Below are 18,045 nucleotides of genomic sequence, written 5' to 3' on the forward strand. Positions count from 1 at the left end.
ATTATGGTTAAAAAAGGCAAAATTGCGCTTTTCTTTCTCATTACTGCGTTGTTTGCTTCTGGAATTGCCTATTTTGCAAAGCCTGTTGTAAACGACGTCAGCCTTGGGCTTGACTTGCAAGGCGGCTTTGAAGTGCTCTACGAAGTTGAGCCAATGAATGAGGGCGATGAAATTAATCAGGAGTCGCTTTTAGCAACAACGACTGCATTGAATGAAAGGGTAAATACGATTGGGGTTTCAGAACCGAACATCCAAATTGAAGGAGAAAATCGCATCCGTGTCCAGCTAGCTGGCGTTGAAGACCAAGAAACAGCACGTGACATTTTAGCGACTGGCGCCGAATTGACGATCCGTGACGTCGATGACAACGTGCTTCTTGATGGCAGCGATTTAACCCAAAATGGCGCTAGCGCGTCGATACACCCGGAAAAAAATCAGCCGATTGTTACGTTGACGCTAAATGATGCAGATAAATTTGGCGAGATCACACGGGAAATTTCTGAACGTCCACTAGGAGAGAATTTGCTCGTCATTTGGCTTGACTTTGAGGAAGGCGACAGCTTTGCAGAAGAATCAAAAAAACAAGACCCTAAATACATGTCAGCAGCGTCCGTTAATGGCCCGTTACATACGCGAGACGTAATGATTGAAGGGAATTTTACAACAGAGGAAACACGCTTTCTTGCTGAAATATTAAATGCAGGCGCTTTGCCTGTTGAATTAAATGAGATCTACTCTACATCTGTCGGTGCATCGCTAGGGGAAAAAGCGATGAACCAAACCATTTTTGCTGGCTCGCTTGGGATTGGATTGATTTTTTTGTATATGATGGTTTACTATCGTTTTCCTGGGATCATTGCTGTCATTACACTCAGCATTTATACCTTTTTAGTGCTTGTCGTCTTTAATGCAATGAATGCTGTTCTGACTTTGCCAGGTATTGCCGCACTCGTGCTTGGGGTTGGCATGGCTGTCGATGCGAATATCATTACTTATGAACGGATCAAGGAAGAGATCAAATCAGGGAAATCGATTTTGTCTGCTTATAAAGTTGGCAGCAGGCGCTCGTTTGCCACAATTTTTGATGCCAATATCACTACATTGATTGCAGCCGGTGTTATGTTTTATTTTGGTACTAGCTCTGTGCAAGGCTTTGCGGTCATGCTCATTATCAGCATTCTCGTCAGCTTTTTAACAGCGGTCTATGGTTCAAGATTGTTGCTCGGCCTCTGGGTGAACAGCAAATTTTTAAATAAACGGCCCGGTTGGTTTGGTGTGAAAAGAGGTGAAATTGATGAGCTTTAATCCGGAAAATTGGAATGTCGATTTGACAAAATACCGTAAAGGCTTCTTTATCGGCTCTGGCTTGTCAATTATCCTTGGAATCGTGTTATTGCTGACATTGGGCTTAAATTTAGGCGTTGATTTTGAAAGTGGCTCGAATGTCGAAATCCAAGCGGATCAGACATTGACACAAGAACAACTACTGAACGACTTTGCAGCTATCAATGAGGAATACGCTCCGAACATTACACTAGGAGGAGAGCAAAGCCAAAGTGCGACTGCCCGGTTTACAGTGGAACTGTCTAAAGGGGAAATTGCTACGATCCAGTCTTATTTCCAAGACAAATATGGCCATTCGCCTAATGTCAGTACAGTGTCCCCTCTTGTTGGTCAAGAGCTTGCTCGCAATGCGATTTTGTCCGTATTGATCGCTTCGGTCGGAATTGTTATTTACATCGGTCTCCGCTTTCACTACCTTTATGGCGTTTCAGCGGTTATTGGCTTGCTTCATGATGCCTTTATTATTATTGCGTTGTTCAGCTTATTCCAAGTTGAAATTAATGTTCCTTTTATAGCGGCAGTGCTTACTGTTGTCGGCTATTCAATCAATGACACCATTGTTACGTTTGACCGCATGCGGGAAAATATTAACAAGGAGAAAGAAATTAACAGCTTCGAGCACTTGGCGCAAATTGTAAACAAAAGCTTGCTTCAAGTGCTAACGCGCTCGATCAATACGGTAGTGACAGTGCTGTTTGCCGCCGTCGCATTGCTGATTTTTGGGGGCGAAGCGATCCGTTCGTTTTCATTGGCTCTTGTCATTGGCCTGATTGCCGGCACCTATTCCTCCATGTTCCTTTGCGCGCAAATGTGGCTTGTCTGGGAATGGAAACGGCAAAAGAAACTTAAAAACAAACCAAAGAAAACAGAGGAAGAGTACATTTGAGTGGAGGGGGATGGAAATGAAGGCACAGACCGCGTTTATTATCGGCATTATTGCTGCGATCATCATTGCTGTTTTTGCAGTATTAAATGTAGAGAGCGTACCAGTTAACCTGTTAGTTGTAAAAGCACAATGGCCATTGATTCTAGTCATTTTGGGCTCGGTTCTTCTAGGAGCGATTGTCGCAGGAATGATGTCCTTAATGAAAGTGCTTCAATTAAATGCCGAAATAAAACGGCTCCGTACGGCGAGACAGGCAAATGCTGATCAACCACATGAAAGCAGCCGTCAAAAAAGAGAAGTTAAGAAACAGAGTCATTGAAATGCGTTGTCACCCCTTAGCCCCTCCTGTATAATAGGATGGTCGAGGGGTGTTTTTACATATGTTGCAAGCAAAAACAAGATGGCGCATTTTAGAACAAAACGAGCTGTTGGCGCAGGAACTCGCAGACGAGCTACGTGTATCGATGTTAACGGCCCGTCTCCTTGTGCGCCGGGGAATACAAACGGTCCAGGCGGCCAAGCGATTTTTACACTACGAAGAGCCGACGTTTTACGATCCCTTTCTGCTGAAAGGGATGGAAGAAACGATTGAACGAATTGCCCTCGCAGTCAAACGGAAAGAACGCATTCTTGTTTTTGGTGACTATGATGCTGATGGCGTCAGTTCTACTTCCGTCATGCTAACAGCGTTACAAACTTATGGCGCCGACTGTGATTACTATATACCAAACCGTTTTACAGAAGGCTACGGGCCAAATTGCCCAGCGCTTGACTTTGCAAAAAGACAAGGTTATCACTTAGTGATAACAGTCGATACAGGAATTTCTGCTTTGAATGAAGCCGCCCATGCCAAAGACATCGGTCTGGATTTTATTATTACTGACCACCACGAGCCACCGCCGGTTTTGCCAGAAGCACTGGCGATCATTAATCCCAAGCAGCCCGACTGCCCGTATCCATTTAAAGAGCTTGCCGGTGTAGGCGTTGCCTTTAAAGTTGCACATGCTTTGCTCGGACGCCTGCCTGAAGAATTGCTTGATTATGCTGTGATTGGCACGATCGCCGATTTGGTGCCTCTCGTCGATGAAAATCGGCTGCTGGCTAAAAAGGGGCTCCGCGCGATTGAATCAAGCGGCCGTCCTGGGATCCGTGCTTTAAAGGAAGTATGTGGCATGAAGCAGGAAGCAATGGACGCCGATCATATCGGCTTTGCGATTGGCCCCCGTCTAAATGCGGCAGGACGGCTTGATTCTGCTAATCCAGCAGTTGAACTGCTGCTTGCTGATGATGAAGATGAGGCAAAAGCGCTTGCCGCAGAAATCGATGGCCTCAATAAAGAACGGCAAGCCATCGTCAGCAAAATGACAGAAGAAGCGATTCGCCTTGTTGAAACAACCTATGGTACAAATATCCCCCATGCCATCGTTGTCGCAAAAGAAGGCTGGAATCCAGGGGTCATCGGAATTGTCGCCTCTCGCCTTGTAGAGCAGTTTTACCGGCCGACAATTGTCATGAGCATGGACGAATCTTCAGGACTTGCCAAAGGCTCGGCTCGGAGCATTGAAGGGTTTGATATGTACCAGGAATTGGCAAATAACCGGGACATACTCCCTCATTTTGGCGGACATCCGATGGCGGCAGGAATGACACTTAAAACTGAGGACATTGGTGACTTACGTTCTCGTTTAATCGAGCAAGCCAAGCAGACACTTTCTGACGACATGCTTACGCCTGCCACTGATATAGACCTCGTTGCAGAAGTGGAGGATGTAACCGTTCAAGTGATTGGCGAGTTACAGGCACTCGCTCCGTTTGGCGTTGCCAACCGTAAACCGATTGTACTAGTTGAAGACGCACACATATCCGATATGCGTCGGATCGGCAGCAACCAAAACCATTTAAAAATCCAGTTTACTGGCGCCCAAAAGCCGCTTGACGGAATTGCTTTTAGAATGGGGCATTTGTATGAAGAGATTACGCCACATGCAAAGTTATCAGCAATCGGAACGGTGTCATTGAATGAATGGAACGGAAAAGTAAAGCCACAGCTTATTATTGACGATCTCGCCGTATTGGAGTGGCAACTATTCGATTGGCGCAGCATCCAGCCAAACCGCTTAAACAGCCGGTTGCTTGACTTGCCCAATGAAAAACTCGTCGCCATTTCCTTTCAAGAAGGAACAAAGGAAAGACTTGGGTTGGAAATACCTGTATATCATTACCAGCAAGCGCCTTCCTTTTTTGAAGCTTACGTCGTGCTACTCGATTTGCCTAACAACCGCGTTGAGCTGGAAACTCTTTTTTCTAAGAAAGGCAAACCAAGCCGTGTGTATGTTGTTTTTTCAGAGGAAGAAGAATCGTTTTTTCAAACGAATCCAAACCGGGAGCAGTTCAAATGGTACTACGGATTTATTAAGAAAAAACAACGCTTTTCATTGAACCAACTTGGCGCGAAGCTTGAAAAGCATAAAGGTTGGTCAGCACGCACGGTCGAATTTATGACCACTGTATTTTTAGAACTTGGTTTTATCAAGCTTGACGGCGGCATTGTTGAAGCAGTAGAAAACCCTGAAAAAAAAGCATTGACTGCATCGCCGACCTATCAAGCAAAACAGGAAAAAGCATGGCTTGAGAATGAATTTGTTTTTGCGTCTTATCAACAGTTAAAAGAATGGTTCCAGGCTGCCATTGAAGGGAGCGCTGAAACAAAAGAGGAGTCGATCCTAAATGGATTATAAACAATATATAACGATTGTCGAAGATTGGCCGCAAGAAGGCATACGCTTTAAAGACATTACGACGTTGATGCAAAACGGCACTGCCTACAAACGTGCCATTGAAGAACTTGCCGCTTATGCAAAGGAAAAACAAGCAGATGTCATTGTCGGCCCTGAAGCACGAGGCTTTGTTGTTGGTTGCCCAATTGCGACTGAACTTGAAATCGGCTTTGTCCCTGTCAGGAAGAAAGGCAAATTGCCCCGGGAAGTCATTGAAATCAACTATGGGCTTGAATACGGAAAAGACTGTTTAACGATCCATAAAGACAGCATCCAACCAGGCCAACGCGTCGTGATTACCGATGACCTTCTCGCCACAGGGGGAACGATTGAGGCAACAGCTAAAATGGTAGAGCAGCTTGGTGGGAAAGTGGTTGGGATTGCGTTCCTTATTGAACTTGCTTATATTGGCGGCCGCGATAAATTGAAACAGTATGACCTTTTTTCATTAGTGTCTTATGAATAAACCGCTTACAGACTGGTGTACCAATCAGCTCATCACTCAGACTGATAGAAAACGCTTGTCAGCCGAGGTGAGCAACGAAGGATGCGAGCGTTTGTCTACAGTCTGAAGACTGGTGTGCAAATCGGCACAGCAGTCTTTTTGCAATTTCTAAGCCGCTCTCCCTTTACAACACTGAACGAGTAGCGGATAATAGAAAGAAAACTTGTCGAATGAGTAAAGGTGATTTCATGACAATTGATCAGGTGCTCGAAAAAGCGCGTGCGTATTTGACAAAAGACGATGTTGTCTTTTTGGAAAAAGCGTACGAGTTTGCTGAAAAAGCACACAGTGGTCAGTACCGCAAATCGGGAGAGCCCTATATTTTACACCCAGTCCAAGTAGCTGGCATTATTGTCGGGCTTGAATTAGATCCGAATACGATTGCCGCCGCTTTTCTTCATGATGTCGTTGAAGATACCGAAGCAACAGTCGACGATTTGGAAGAAGCGTTTAACGAGGAAGTCGCTATGCTAGTTGACGGCGTGACAAAATTAAAGAAGTTTAAATATAAATCCAAAGAGGAGCAGCAAGCCGAAAACCATCGGAAAATGCTTATGGCAATGGCGAAGGATATCCGCGTCCTCTTGATCAAACTGGCAGATCGTCTCCACAATATGCGAACACTTAAATTTATGCCACCGCAGAAGCAGCGGATCACTTCAAACGAAACGTTAGAGATCTTTGCTCCATTGGCACATCGTCTTGGAATTTCAACGATTAAATGGGAACTGGAAGATACAGCGCTCCGTTATTTGGATCCACAGCAGTATTACCGTATTGTCAATTTAATGAAACGGAAACGTGCGGAACGGGAAGAATATTTAACAGAAGTGATGGATAAAATCAAAGTCCAACTTAAAGAAGTGAACGTACAAGCAGAATTGTCGGGCCGGCCGAAGCATATATACAGCATTTACCGCAAAATGGTGATTCAGCACAAACAATTTAATGAAATTTATGATTTGCTAGCTGTCCGAATTATTGTTAAAAACATTAAAGACTGCTATGCGGTTCTTGGCGTCATTCATACGTGCTGGCGGCCGATGCCAGGCCGCTTCAAAGATTACATTGCAATGCCAAAAGCAAATATGTATCAGTCGCTGCATACAACCGTAGTTGGGCCGAACGGAGACCCGCTGGAAGTGCAGATCCGTACAGAGGACATGCACCGGGTAGCTGAATATGGTGTTGCAGCCCATTGGGCATATAAAGAAGGGAAAACTCTCTCAAGCAACCGCTATTCGTTTGAAGATAAATTAACGTGGTTTCGTGATGTGATTGAATCGCAGACAGACACAAATGACGCCCAAGAGTTTATGGAATCTATGAAAATGGACCTGTTTTCTGACATGGTGTTTGTGTTTACACCAAAGGGCGATGTCATTGAATTGCCCCGGGGATCGGTTCCTCTTGATTTTGCTTATCGGATCCATAGTGAGATCGGCAACCGTTGCATCGGCGCAAAAGTAAACAGCAAAATGGTCCCTCTTGACCATGAACTGAAAACGGGTGACATTGTCGAAGTGATGACGTCGAAACACTCTTATGGGCCAAGCCATGACTGGTTGAAAATCACCAAGTCGTCACATGCTAAAAACAAAATCAAACAGTGGTTTAAAAAAGAAAAACGCGAAGAAAATGTCGTCAAAGGAAAAGAAGCGATAGAGAAAGAAATACGGGCGCTTGATTTCGAGGTAAAGGACATTTTAACGCAGGAAAATTTGCAAGAAGCGATTAGCAAGTTCAGTTTTGCTGGCGAAGAAGATATGTACGCAGCAGTTGGTTATGGTGGGATTAGTGCTAAACAAATTGTCAATCGCCTTACGGAAAAACAACGCAAAGCAAAAGACAGCGAGCAGGAGCAACAATCCCTTGATGCTGCGCTAAACGAAATCCAAACCGTTTCACCAAGCAAGCGGACAAATTCAATTGGCGTACATGTAAAAGGTGTCGACAATATGCTTATCCGCCTAGCACGATGTTGCACGCCCGTTCCAGGAGACGAGATTGTTGGCTACATTACGAAAGGCCGCGGCGTTTCCATTCACCGCAAAGATTGCCCGAATGTCATAGCCGATTCCGATTCTTCTCGTTTGCTCGAAGTAGACTGGGAAGGAAATGAACAACAGGGCAAGTCGTATAATGTCGACATCGAAATCACTGGATTTGATCGCAATGGTCTGTTAAATGAAGTGCTGCACACATTGACAGAAACGCGCACGCAAATTAATACAATTTCTGGGCGTTCTGACCATAAGCATAAACTGGCGACGATTGAAATGAGCATTTCCATTTCCAATATCGCTCATTTGCAAAAAGTGGTCGACAAAATTAAACAGTTAAAAGACATTTACTCTGTGCGGAGAGTAACCCATTAGAGTCAAGGCAGGTGAGAAAAGTGCGTGTTCTAGTCCAGCGAGCGAAACGGGGCAGTGTTCGAGTCGACCAAAAAACAATAGGCGACATTGGGCAAGGCCTCGTCCTCTTAGTTGGAATTCATCAGGAAGATACGGAAGCGGACGTACGTTTTTGCGCAGAAAAAGTAGCCCATTTGCGCATTTTTGAAGACAGCTCTGCCAAAATGAATGAATCGGTACTCGATCAAGGCGGTTCCATCTTATCGATTTCCCAATTTACGCTTTATGGTGACTGTAAAAAAGGACGTCGCCCTAATTTCATGCGTGCTGCTAAGCCTGAAAAGGCAAAGCAGCTTTATGAACTTTTTAACAGCTATTTGCGAGAACTTGGCCTTGTTGTGGAAACGGGCGAGTTTGGCGCTATGATGGAAGTAGAGTTAATTAATGATGGTCCGGTAACGATTTTAGTTGAAAGCGAGTAAGATGTCAGAAGAGGAGGGCAGGCGAGGGAAGATCCGAATAGAACGGGTGTTCACGCGCCTATACTTGCACAAACGAAGATGTATACGAGCGTTAGAACGACAGTCCGGAGCTTGCCAGTTGGCAGGCTTCTTTTTTATAAATTAAGGTTGACATGAAGGGAGAAACAAGTACAATAAAGTTGAAATGAGAACGTTTTCAATAAAGGGGTGGATCAATGCCCACAATTAAAGATGTGGCTCTTCGTGCTGGTGTGTCACGGTCAACGGTTTCCCGCGTAATGAACAATCAGCCTTATGTGGATGAGGAAAAACGAAAAGCCGTTAAACAAGCAATGAAGGAGCTGGGCTATTTACCGAATTCATCGGCTCAACGCCTCAGGGGAACAGAAACGCGGACAATCGCTGTCCTTGTTTCACGAATTGTAAACCCTTTTTTTAGTGCGATTGTAGACGCGATGGACGAGGTTGCTGCTGAACAGTCGTATAGGCTTATTTTATGCAACACAAGAGGTTCTGCAAACCAAGAGCTCCATTTCTTACAGCTTTTGCGAACCAAACAAGTCGATGGCCTTATTCTTGCTTCGCTCGTTAATGATTGGGAAACGATTGCGCCGTATACGGATTATGGCCCAATTGTCATTTGCAATGAATATCCACGCCAGTCTGAAGGAGTGCCAGTGGTTACAATTGACCAGACAAAAGCGATGTACGAAGCAACTGTCCATTTGTTAAAAAAGGGTTATAAGCAAATTGCTTATTGCAATCCGATCACAAAAACGGATTCGGCTGCTGCTATTCCTCCTCTTGCCCAAGACCGTTATTTAGGGTTCTGCCAGGCAATGGATGAAGTAGGGCTGCAAATGTATGACGAATGTTTGTTTTTGGGGCATTCCCTTGAAGACGGCAGAAACATATTCAAGCAAATGGTGTGCTTGGCTGACCGCCCTGATGCAATCTTGACGGGAAGCGATGAAGTGGCTGCTGGAATCATCGCTGAGGCAAAAGCTGCTGGTTGGAAAATTCCTGATGACTTAGCGATTGTCGGTTTTGACAATCAACCACATGCTACTTTGATTGAACCAGAGCTGACGACCATTCACCAGCCTGTGCAGGAAATGGGCAGGACCGCAATGGAGTGTATGCTTGCTTTGTTGCGAAAAGAAAGCCCGCCGCCGTTAGCAACATATTTGGAGGCGCCGCTGTTGGCGCGGAAATCGACTTAACGATTATTGAGAACGATTCCAGAGAGGGGAAACATGATGAATGTAACAATTTGGAATGAATTTAGGCACGAGCAAAAAGATGAGGTTGTACGCAACGTTTATCCAGACGGGATTCACCAAGTCCTTGCTGATTTTTTAGGCAATGAACATCAAGTTGCAACGGCAACATTAGATGAGCCTGAACATGGTTTGACAGAAAAGGTGTTAAACCAAACCGATGTCCTTGTTTGGTGGGGGCATATTGCCCACCATGAAGTAGCCGATGAAGTAGTAGAACGTGTCCATAAAAGAGTGCTTGAGGGAATGGGCTTGATTGTCCTTCATTCAGGCCATTTTTCGAAAATATTCAAGAAATTGATGGGGACAGGATGCGATTTAAAATGGCGTGAGGCGGATGAAAAAGAGCGCCTTTGGGTTGTGAGCCCAAGCCATCCAATTGCAGAAGGCATTGATGAATACTTTGAACTAGAGAAGGAAGAAATGTATGGCGAGCACTTTGATATTCCCAATCCAGATGAGATCGTTTTTCTTAGCTGGTTTCAGGGCGGCGAAGTGTTCCGGAGCGGCTGTACGTACACGAGAGGTAACGGTAAAATCTTTTATTTTCGTCCAGGGCATGAAACATATCCAACGTTTAAAAATCAACATGTCCAGCGGGTCATTCAAAATGCCGTTCGCTGGGCAGCACCGACGAAACGGGCATATCCTGCTTACGGGAACGCCAAGCCCCTTGAGCCAGTCCCAGGAGGAAGCAAATGATACAATTAAAACTAGGATTTATCGGCGTCGGCGGTATTGCATCAGGCAGGCATATCCCAGCATTTTCGAAAATTGAGGGAGTGGAACTTGCTGGCGTTTATGATGTAAATGAGAGCAGAGCGAAAGAAGTTGCCGCCAAATTTGCGATTCCTTTTGTCGCAAAAGAGGCAGCGGAGCTGTTCAAACATGTTGATGCTGTTATTATTTGTACGCCTAACAAATTCCACCATGAGATATCCGTTGCTGCCCTTGAGGCAGGTGTCCATGTGTTTTGCGAAAAACCGATGGCCATTACGGATGCAGCGTGTGAGGACATGGTCAACGCAGCCGAGAAAGCGAAGCGTGTATTGCAAATCGGTTACCATTACCGTTTTAAAAAGGAATCTCAAGCCGCCAAACGCCTCATTGCCTCTGGTGGGATCGGCGACCCTCTAGTCGTGCGTGTTGAAGCGATGCGACGGAGAAAAGTACCTGGATGGGGCGTGTTCACCAATAGATCCCTTCAAGGAGGCGGGTGTCTAATGGATTACGGTTGCCATTTGTTAGATTTAGCACTTTGGCTCCTTGACTTCCCAGAAATAGAAAGTGTTCATGGGCAAACGTACGAAATGGTCAGCCGCGATCCAGACCAGGTCAATCAATGGGGATTGTACGATGCGACCACCATTGACGTCGAAGACCACGCCACTGCTTATATTAAGTTTAAAAATGGAGCGACGATGCTATTTGAAACGTCGTGGGCCGCCAATGTTCCTGAAGACAAAGAAACGTTAAGCATCTCTGGCACGCAAGGAGGCGTAAACGTGTTTCCTTATGCAGTCAACCATGCTTCTCAAGGAATGATGACGACTACTGTAGCGGACTGGATTTCTGGAGAAAGCGATGAAGGGCTAGCGCAAGCACGGCATTTTGTCGCTGCCTGCACGAGTGGAACGGAACTTATCGTGAAACCGAGTGAAGCGCGCCTCGTTTCGAGCATCATCGAACAAATTTATGAACAGAGTAGTAAATAGAACAGAGCTTCGATCATTGGCGATGGCTCATTCTGATTGATCGAAAACCGGCCCCAACATTCTGAAGTCTCCTTTTCCCACCCTAGGGTGCAGGGAAGGGGATTTCTTTTAGCTTTACGGAGATGCCTCTTTTTGTGGTAATCTAAAGCAAAAAAGGGGGGGAAACGGTGGAGCTGGGCAGCACCATGTTCACATTTTTGCAAGAGCAAATTGACAAAGAACGGATTCCCGGAGCCGTCATCAGTGTGATTCATCGAAACCGCCTGCTTTTTCGGGGTGCGATCGGCTATCGCCAATTATGGCCAGACAGGCAGCCGATGACTGTCGATACTGTTTTTGATTTAGCTTCTTTAACGAAAGTTGTTTGTACGTTGCCGCTCATTTTACAGTTATGGCAAAGTAGGCGCCTCTCCCTTCATATGCCCGTAGCAGACGTGCTCCCTTCTTTCGGCGCTAATGGGAAAGAATCTGTAACGCTTTTCCAGTTGCTCACCCATTCAGCAGGGCTTCCTGCCAGCGTTCCCTTTTATAAAGAGGGGCTTAATAAAAACGAAACGATTGCCCGTGTTTGTCAACTAGCACCGACATACACACCTGGAAGCCGTGTTGTTTATAGCGATGTGGGGTTTATTGCCCTTGGAGCAATCATTGAACAAGTAACAGGGAAGAAGTTGCAACAAGTTGCAAGCGAATGGATATACTCACCTCTTGGCATGCAGGAAACACAGTTTTGCCCGAGATTTCCTGCTACTCGTTACGCAGCAACGGAATGGGATAATTGGTTAGGGCGTCACAAATGCGGTGAAGTCCATGACGAGAATGCTTTTGCCATGGGGGGTGTCAGTGGCCATGCAGGGCTTTTTTCGACAGTGAGTGACCTTGAAAAATTTGCTTACGACATGCAGGCAGCAACCCCTTTGCTAATTGACCCAAACATTCTCTACTATGCACGGCAAAATTTTAGCGCTGGTATGGAAGAACCGCGGGGACTCGGCTGGATCGTAAAAGGGACACAGACCAACTCGTCTTGCGGCCGTTTTTTTTCCTCGTTTTCCTATGGCCATCTTGGCTTTACCGGCACAAGTATGTGGTTTGACCCTGTTGCTGAACTTGCCGTCATCTTTTTAACGAACCGTGTCCATTTAGGAAGAGACAATCACGCGATTCGTCGCATTCGCCCTGCGCTCCATGACTTAATCTATCAATGCCTCTTTTTTTAAAAATGCGTTTAAAACGGCTTAGTAATGGCTATCCTAACAAAAACGTTGGGAAAAGGAGCGGTTACATGCGGACTAGTAGCAACTATCCTGTGCCGTTTGACATGCAATGGGAAAAAGAGGTTCCTACCCCAATAGGGGCCTGGGATCTGGTGAAACCTTTAGAAACAGGAATCGAGCAACATTACTTACCAATTTATAAAAAACAGCAAAATCGCAATTAACGGTTGACACCGCTCTGTGTAATTCGTATAGTTATAAACATCTTAGAGTTATTGTTGAAGCCTATAAGGGCACAAAAAGACGGCAACAAGCGACTGCCGTTTTGCTAAAATCACAATTAAAAAAAGGTTTAAAACCAATGATAAGGCATAGTAGTTAACGGCAATAGATGCAAAGAGAGGGCCGCCTAGGCTGAAAGCGGCCTCTTCTACCGTAACGAATGAACACCTTTGAGGATCCTTTCTGAACAACCACTGGTTTAGTAGGAAAGGGCGTAGCTGGCGTTAACAGACAAAAGTGGGGGCTTGATGCCTCAATTTGGGTGGTACCACGGGATATGCTCCCGTCCCAGATGATCCGATCATCTGGGACGGGAGTTTTTTTATGGAAAAGGAGAGATGAGATATGTCGATTCAGCTGCCACGGGGGACGCAAGATATTTTGCCGGATGATGCGGCAATTTGGCAGTACATTGAACAAGTTGCTAAGGAAACATGCGAAACATACCATTATCAAGAAATCCGTACACCGATTTTTGAACATACCGAAGTTTTTTCACGGGGTGTAGGCGACACGACCGATATCGTCCAAAAAGAAATGTATACCTTTTCGGACCGGGGCGGCCGCAGCTTAACACTAAGGCCTGAGGGAACGGCGGCAGTCGTTCGTTCTTATGTCAACCATAAACTGTATGGATCTGCAGCACAACCAACGAAGCTGTACTACACGGGACCAATGTTTCGTTATGAGCGTCCACAAGCAGGGCGTATGCGCCAGTTTGTCCAATTTGGCGTAGAGGCGCTTGGCAGCGCTAGCCCGCAACTAGATGCTGAAGTGCTCGCATTGCTCATCGCCATCTGCAAAAAACTTGGCCTCGTCAACTTAAAACTGGTCATCAATTCACTTGGCGATTGGGAAAGCCGCAAGGCACATCGGGAAGCATTAATTGCTCACTTTAAGCCATCAATTGATGAATTTTGTAGCGATTGCCAAATGCGCCTAGAAAAAAATCCATTGCGTATTCTCGACTGCAAAAAGGATAGAGAGCATCCGCTTATGGCAACAGCACCGTCCATTTTAGATTATCTAAATGAAGAGTCACGTGCTTATTTTCAGTCGCTTAAGGAAACGCTCGACTTGCTGAACATTCCTTATGTTGTGGATCCAACGCTTGTGCGTGGGTTGGATTATTACAACCATACCGCATTTGAATTGCTTAGTACGGCTCCAGGATTCGGAGCAATTACAACGCTGTGCGGAGGCGGTCGTTACAATGGCCTTGTCCAGGAATTTGGCGGCCCAGAGACGCCAGGCATCGGATTTGCCTTCAGCATCGAACGCTTTATATTAGCGATGAAAGCGGAGAATGTCGACTTGCCAGTTCCGCAAAGCCTTGATGCGTATTTAGTTACCTTGGGCGATGAAGCAAACCGCTTTGGGCCGCAACTGTTGCAACGTTTGCGCGATGCAGGCATTCGTGCCGATAAAGACTACTTAGGCAAAAAAATGAAAGCACAGCTTAAAGCGGCTGACCGTTATCAAGCGTCTTATACAATTATTATTGGCGAAGACGAAATCGCGAAGCAACAAGCGCTGGTTAAACAAATGGCAACTGGAGAACAAACGGTAGTCGCCATTAGCGATTTGACATCATATTTACAAGAACAGATACGAGGAGGAAACTAGGAGATGAAACGTACACATCATTGTGGCCAACTTGACAAAACACTCGCAGGCCAACAGGTACAACTAAAAGGGTGGGTGCAGCGGCGGCGTGATTTAGGCCAGGTGATTTTTTTAGATCTTCGTGATCGCTCTGGTATCGTCCAAGTTGTGTGCAGTCCGGAAGTCAGTGAAGAAGCGCTGAAAGCAGCTGACCGTGTCCGCAATGAGTACCTTGTTGCCGTTTCAGGCACTGTGGTGGAACGGAATGAACAGGCAGTTAATGACAAGCTGGCGACTGGCGCTATCGAAGTTCACGTTCGTGAACTCGAAATCATGAATGTCTCGAAATCTTTGCCATTCCAAATTGAGGCAGACACGGATGCGGCTGAAGATGTCCGCTTGAAATACCGCTATTTGGATTTGCGTCGCCCTGATATGCAAGAAGCGTTCGCGATGCGTCACAAAATCATGAAAAGCGTTCGTGATTTTCTTGATGCAGATGGCTATTTGGAGATTGAGACGCCGATGCTAACAAAAAGCACGCCGGAAGGAGCGCGCGATTATTTGGTGCCGAGCCGCGTCCATCATGGCCAGTTTTATGCGCTGCCACAATCGCCGCAAATTTTCAAGCAACTGTTGATGGTGTCTGGTTTTGAAAAGTACTTCCAAATTGTCCGCTGTTTCCGTGATGAGGATTTGCGGGCAGACAGGCAGCCTGAATTTACACAAATCGATATTGAAACAAGCTTTCTTGATACAGAGGATATCTTGGCGATGGCTGAAGCCATGATGCAAAAATTGCTGAAAGAAACACACGGGATTGAACTAGAGCGGCCATTCCCGCGGATGACGTACGATGAAGCGATGAACCGCTACGGTTCTGACAAGCCTGACACTCGTTTTGGCATGGAACTTATCGAACTCTCTGACGTGCTCAAAGACACGGAGTTCAAAGTGTTTAAAGGCGCGTTAGAAGCAGGCGGCATTATTAAAGGCCTTACACTAAAGGGCGGGGCCGATAAGCTTTCACGAAAAGACATTGATGCGCTAGCTGATTTTGTCAAGCCTTATGGGGCCAAAGGGTTGGCTTGGCTCAAAGTCGATGCCGAAGGGATAAAGGGACCGATTGCCAAATTCTTTAATGAAGCGCAAACAGCTGCATTGCTTGCGGCAATGGACGCTGAAGCAGGCGATTTGCTCTTTTTCGGAGCGGATAAAAAGCAAGTTGTGTTTCATGCACTGGGCGCACTGCGCTTAAAGTTTGGAAAGGAGTTTCAGCTAATTGACGAAAACGCGTTCCACTTCCTCTGGGTAACCGATTTTCCACTTGTCGAATATGACGAACAAGCAAAACGGTTTGTCGCGCTCCATCATCCGTTTACACGCCCGAAAGCGGAAGATTTGGACCTTATGGAAACCCACCCAGAGCAAGTGCGTGCTGAAGCATACGACCTTGTCTTAAACGGCTTTGAGCTTGGCGGCGGCTCCCAGCGCATCTATGAACGGGAACTACAAGAAAAAATGTTCAAGCTCCTTGGTTTTAGTTCAGAAGCGGCTAAAGAAGAGTTTGGCTTTTTGCTTGAAGCTTTTGATTATGGAACGCCTCCACATGGCGGTATTGCCCTAGGTCTTGACCGAATCGTCATGCTCCTTGCCCGCAAAAGCAATTTACGTGAGGTGATTGCTTTTCCAAAAACGGCAAGCGCTAGCGACCTTCTAACTGAAGCGCCAAACAAAGTAAGCGTCGAACAGCTGATTGATTTAAACTTGTCCATTATTAGCAAGCGCAGTTGACAAATACGTTGACGCTGCTTATAATGTGCCTAATATAAAAATGAATAAGAACTTATCAAGAGTGGCGGAGGGACCTGACCCAATGAAGCCCGGCAACCAGTTTATTTGTAAACCACGGTGCTACATTCAGCAGAGCAGATTTTGTTCTGAAAGATAAGTGAGGCGAACCCCTTTTCTTATCTGAAAAGGGGTTTTTTCAATGGAGAAAGGGTGAAGACGGTGAAAATAGGCATTATTGGATTTGGGACAGTAGGGACGGGCATCTACGAGCGCATCATAAGTACACGGAAAGCTCTCCAACAAATGGCAAGTGATCGCATTGAACTTGTCTCCATTTTAGTTAAAGATCAGTCTAAGCAAAGACAAAGCGAAGGAGCCAAACTCGTTACGTCATCATGGGATCTCTTCCGGGAGGCTGCTACATATGATGTTGTGTTTGAAGTGACAAATTGTGTCGAGCCGGCCAGGACGTATACGGAAAGCTTGCTAGCAGAAGGCGTATCTGTAGTGACAGCCAATAAAAAACTTGTCGCCTTACACGGTAAAGAACTAGAGGCGATCGCCCTCTCATCTGGTGCCTACTACGGCTATGACGCTGCTGTTTGTGGAGCGATCCCGATTGTAAATGTGCTGCAAAGCGTATTGGCGACAACGGCGATTGATGGGGTATCAGGCATTTTAAACGGCACAACGAACTTTATACTCACTGAAATGGACGGTGGCAAAACCTATCAACAAGCTCTAGATGAAGCGAAGCGGCTTGGCTATGCAGAAACAGACCCGACTTCTGATGTAGAAGGCCATGACGCCCTTTATAAGTTGACCTTGCTGGCGCGTCTTTGTTTTGGGCAATGGGTAGACATATCGGCATTTGAATGCCAAGGAATTGTCGGGATTGAACCATGGCATGTACGGGTGGCAAAAGAAAACCATTTTGCCTTAAAGCTTGTTGGCACATCTTTTTTACAGAAAGACGGCAGCATAACTGGGACTGTGAAGCCAGCTTTTGTGGAGGAAACGCATGTATTAGCGAGCATAAACGGTGTGGACAATGGCGTTCTGTTACAAGGCAAAGACATTCAGCAACTGTTTTTTGCTGGCCCAGGAGCAGGGCAAGAGGCAACAGCCAATAGCGCTGTCGAAGACTTTATTCTACATGAGAAAGGCAAGCGTTTGCGTAGGGCCGTCCTTTCCCAGCCTGCATCTAACGTGCCTCAGCTGCAAAAGCAGCTTTGGTTTGTACCTACTGGGGCAGACCTCAGTGAAGTTTCCAGCAATATTCATGTGTGGCAACGCCGCCGCGAAAAAGAGGGCGATGTCCTTTTAATGACGGCGCCGCATTTGGAAGTTCCTTACCAGTCGTATCAAGTAATCGGTGCGGAGCATGTATTTAAACAGGAACAGGCACACGCTTTATGAGCGGAATTTTGTTTCAGGCACAAGCTTTTTGAAAGCTTTAATAAAGGATTCGGGATTTTGCTTAATTTTATAAGTAACAACGCCTTGGCTTGTATGCAAATAAAGAAAACCAAGCTGGCTTTCTCCACTCGGCAGCCTGTAGGAAATGTCGAAAACAGAACCAATAGGGAACGAAGCGTTTTCTGTTTCAATCCGATCGGGATAAAGAGCTAAGTCAAACGACGTTTCGATAATCTGTTTTTTAAGTAGACCAATTTCCTGGCGAACTTCGATACAGCGGTGCGTTGCCAGCTTTGACATGGGCGATCCCTCCTTTGGTTAAACAGCTAAATAGTATGTCTAATTTTGCCCAGTAAAGGAGGGCAAGCAAAAAGACAACGTA

At 45.9% G+C, this 18,045-nt stretch carries 16 protein-coding genes, 1 riboswitch and 1 other annotated feature; of the genes, 15 read left to right on the top strand and 1 reads right to left on the bottom strand.

The genetic code is table 11. The annotated features are described in order from the left end of the window. The first annotated feature begins 3 nt into the window (after positions 1–3). From secD to N6H06_RS07550, 15 genes are all read left to right on the top strand, one after another. A complete protein-coding gene (secD, locus tag N6H06_RS07480) occupies positions 4–1,305 on the top strand; it encodes a protein translocase subunit SecD (protein WP_082808291.1) in 1,302 nt (433 codons plus the stop codon). After that, on the top strand, positions 1,295–2,230 hold the full coding sequence (secF, locus tag N6H06_RS07485) for a protein translocase subunit SecF (protein WP_082808290.1): 936 nt from the start codon (positions 1,295–1,297) through the stop codon (positions 2,228–2,230). The genes secD and secF overlap by 11 nt, the downstream gene beginning before the upstream one ends. Positions 2,231–2,246: 16 nt before the next feature. Beyond that, positions 2,247–2,549 (top strand): LapA family protein, encoded by a 303-nt coding sequence (locus tag N6H06_RS07490; RefSeq protein ID WP_062747514.1) that lies wholly within the window; start codon positions 2,247–2,249, stop codon positions 2,547–2,549. A gap of 61 nt (positions 2,550–2,610) precedes the next feature. Then, the gene (gene recJ / locus N6H06_RS07495; protein WP_263706340.1) at positions 2,611–4,968 is read left to right on the top strand and encodes a single-stranded-DNA-specific exonuclease RecJ; all 2,358 of its coding nucleotides are present in this window, start codon (positions 2,611–2,613) and stop codon (positions 4,966–4,968) included. After that, positions 4,958–5,473 carry an adenine phosphoribosyltransferase gene (locus N6H06_RS07500; RefSeq protein ID WP_062747510.1) on the top strand — a complete coding sequence of 172 codons (516 nt, stop codon included), beginning with the start codon at positions 4,958–4,960 and terminating at the stop codon, positions 5,471–5,473. The genes recJ and N6H06_RS07500 overlap by 11 nt, the downstream gene beginning before the upstream one ends. Positions 5,474–5,682: 209 nt before the next feature. After that, on the top strand, positions 5,683–7,890 hold the full coding sequence (locus tag N6H06_RS07505; RefSeq protein ID WP_062747508.1) for a RelA/SpoT family protein: 2,208 nt from the start codon (positions 5,683–5,685) through the stop codon (positions 7,888–7,890). A 20-nt stretch (positions 7,891–7,910) separates the two neighbouring features. Continuing rightward, positions 7,911–8,351 (top strand): D-aminoacyl-tRNA deacylase, encoded by a 441-nt coding sequence (dtd, locus tag N6H06_RS07510; protein WP_062747507.1) that lies wholly within the window; start codon positions 7,911–7,913, stop codon positions 8,349–8,351. Between the two features lie 215 nt (positions 8,352–8,566). Next, a complete protein-coding gene (locus N6H06_RS07515) occupies positions 8,567–9,574 on the top strand; it encodes a LacI family DNA-binding transcriptional regulator (RefSeq protein ID WP_062747505.1) in 1,008 nt (335 codons plus the stop codon). Positions 9,575–9,610: 36 nt separating this feature from the next. Then, a complete protein-coding gene (locus N6H06_RS07520) occupies positions 9,611–10,333 on the top strand; it encodes a ThuA domain-containing protein (protein WP_263705990.1) in 723 nt (240 codons plus the stop codon). Beyond that, on the top strand, positions 10,330–11,346 hold the full coding sequence (locus N6H06_RS07525; protein ID WP_263705991.1) for a Gfo/Idh/MocA family protein: 1,017 nt from the start codon (positions 10,330–10,332) through the stop codon (positions 11,344–11,346). Before N6H06_RS07520 ends, N6H06_RS07525 begins: the two co-directional genes overlap by 4 nt. A gap of 167 nt (positions 11,347–11,513) precedes the next feature. Further along, the gene (locus tag N6H06_RS07530) at positions 11,514–12,566 is read left to right on the top strand and encodes a serine hydrolase domain-containing protein (protein WP_238583316.1); all 1,053 of its coding nucleotides are present in this window, start codon (positions 11,514–11,516) and stop codon (positions 12,564–12,566) included. 65 nt (positions 12,567–12,631) lie between these two features. Further along, the gene (locus N6H06_RS07535; protein ID WP_193754478.1) at positions 12,632–12,787 is read left to right on the top strand and encodes a hypothetical protein; all 156 of its coding nucleotides are present in this window, start codon (positions 12,632–12,634) and stop codon (positions 12,785–12,787) included. A gap of 128 nt (positions 12,788–12,915) precedes the next feature. Beyond that, positions 12,916–13,139: a binding site (T-box leader), on the top strand. A gap of 51 nt (positions 13,140–13,190) precedes the next feature. Beyond that, positions 13,191–14,471: a histidine--tRNA ligase gene (gene hisS / locus N6H06_RS07540; protein WP_263705992.1), complete on the top strand. Its 1,281-nt coding sequence runs from the start codon at positions 13,191–13,193 to the stop codon at positions 14,469–14,471. Between the two features lie 3 nt (positions 14,472–14,474). Beyond that, positions 14,475–16,244, top strand: coding sequence for an aspartate--tRNA ligase (gene aspS, locus N6H06_RS07545; RefSeq protein ID WP_062747497.1), 1,770 nt, complete (start codon positions 14,475–14,477; stop codon positions 16,242–16,244). A gap of 49 nt (positions 16,245–16,293) precedes the next feature. After that, a riboswitch (SAM riboswitch) is annotated at positions 16,294–16,404 on the top strand. Between the two features lie 59 nt (positions 16,405–16,463). Then, positions 16,464–17,663: a homoserine dehydrogenase gene (locus tag N6H06_RS07550; protein ID WP_263705993.1), complete on the top strand. Its 1,200-nt coding sequence runs from the start codon at positions 16,464–16,466 to the stop codon at positions 17,661–17,663. Here the strand turns inward: N6H06_RS07550 and N6H06_RS07555 are convergent. Next, a complete protein-coding gene (locus tag N6H06_RS07555; RefSeq protein ID WP_062747493.1) occupies positions 17,658–17,963 on the bottom strand; it encodes a hypothetical protein in 306 nt (101 codons plus the stop codon). The two genes, N6H06_RS07550 and N6H06_RS07555, sit on opposite strands and share 6 nt — an antisense overlap. Positions 17,964–18,045 lie beyond the last annotated feature (82 nt).

The sequence above is a fragment of the Shouchella tritolerans genome, assembly GCF_025770735.1.
Taxonomy (GTDB): Bacteria; Bacillota; Bacilli; order Bacillales; family Bacillaceae_D; genus Shouchella; species Shouchella tritolerans.